Here is a 1,659-nt window from a genome sequence, read left to right as displayed (position 1 = left end):
GAGTGCGATGAAATAGGCGAGCCAGCTCTCGATGCCGCCGCCGACGAGGGGGCCCCAGTAGAACTCTCCGAGTTTCTCACCCACGCCGATGATGAGGCCGCCTACGATGGCGCCCGGCACGGACGTAAAGCCACCGAGGATCAACACCGGCAACGCCTTGAGGCCGATGATCTGGAGCGCGAAAGACACATCGGAACGCGCGCCCCACATGATGCCGGTGGTCAACGCCACCACGCCCGCCGTGAACCACACGATGACCCAGATCTGATTGAGCGAGATGCCGACCGACAGCGCGGCTTTATGGCTGTCCGCGACCGCCCGCAACGCCCGCCCCACGCGCGTCTTCTGGAAGAAGACGGCAAGTCCCGCCACCATGATTGAGGCGATGAGCGCAGCGGCGATATCCAGCTTCTGCAGAGAAACGAAGCCGCCAAACATCTCAAATTCAACCGATCCCGACGGGAGGAAAAGTTCCTCGGTGATCATGGACTTCGGGTTGCCGCCGAAGACGAGTTCGCCAAGTCCGATCAGGAAATAGGTGAGGCCGAAGGTCGCCATGAACAGGATGATGTCAGGCTGGTTGACGAGCGGGCGCAACACGACCCGCTCCACACCCACCGCAAGCCCGTACATAATGGCGACCGTCAGGACGAGGGCGAGGAGGGCCGGAACGCCGATCTCGAACAAGCCGACAAGGGTCAGCGCCGCGAACACGACCATGATGCCTTGAGCGAAGTTGAGGACGCCTGATGCCTTGAAGATCAGCACGAAGCCGAGGGCAATCAGCGCATAGAGCACGCCCGAGACAAGCCCCTCCCACAATGTCTGGATCAGCAGGTCAGGTGCGCCGGCCATCTGTGCGAAGGGATCGATGAAGATGTTGTACAGGATGTCCATGGCGGGGCCTCAGTGCGGAACGCCGAGATAGGCGTCGATGACCTTTTGGTCGCTCTTGACTTCGTTCGGCATGCCGTCGGCGATCTTGCGGCCGTATTCCAGCACCACGATGCGGTCAGAAAGGTCCATGACCACGCCGATATCGTGCTCGATCAGCGCGATGGTGGTGCCGAACTGGTTGTTGACGTCGAGGATGAAGCGGCACATGTCCTCCTTCTCCTCCAGATTCATGCCGGCCATGGGCTCGTCGAGCAGCAGAAGCTCGGGCTCCATCGCCAGCGCACGGCCGAGTTCCACACGCTTTTGCAGGCCGTAGGGCAGGCGACCGACCGGTGTCTTGCGGATAGCCTCGATCTCGAGGAAGTCGATGATTTCCTCCACGAACCTGCGATGCTCGATCTCCTCGCGGAACGCCGGGCCGTGACGCAGCACTTGCCAGAAGAAGCCACGGTTCATCTTGAGGGTGCGCCCGGTCACGATGTTGTCGAGGGTCGACATGCCTTTGAACAGCGCCACGTTCTGGAACGTGCGGGCGATGCCCTGGCTGGCCGCTACCGAAGGGCGCATGCGGGCGCGCGTTGCTCCTTTGAAGGTGATGCGCCCTTCCTGCGGGTTGTAGAAGCCATTGATCACGTTGAGCATCGACGTCTTGCCCGCGCCGTTGGGCCCGATGATGGCGCGGATCTCGCCTTTCCGGATGTCGAACGACACGTCGGTGATGGCCATGACACCGCCGAAGCGCAACGAGACGTTCTCGACGTT

At 61.7% G+C, this 1,659-nt stretch carries 2 protein-coding genes; both read right to left on the bottom strand.

Annotation, left to right across the window (positions count from 1 at the left end; all coding sequences use genetic code 11):
• Nucleotides 1-897 (bottom strand): branched-chain amino acid ABC transporter permease (locus WBF74_RS01060; protein WP_424433963.1); only part of this gene is annotated, 897 nt, incomplete at its 3' end.
• Nucleotides 898-906: 9 nt separating this feature from the next.
• A partial coding sequence (locus WBF74_RS01055; protein ID WP_424433961.1) for an ABC transporter ATP-binding protein occupies nt 907-1,659 on the bottom strand: 753 nt, incomplete at its 5' end.

The sequence above is a fragment of the Parvibaculum sp. genome (genome assembly GCF_049672805.1).
Classification (GTDB): Bacteria; Pseudomonadota; Alphaproteobacteria; order Parvibaculales; family Parvibaculaceae; genus Parvibaculum.
Note: the sequence above shows the minus strand (reverse complement) of the source record. Positions and strands in the feature narration are given on the sequence as shown.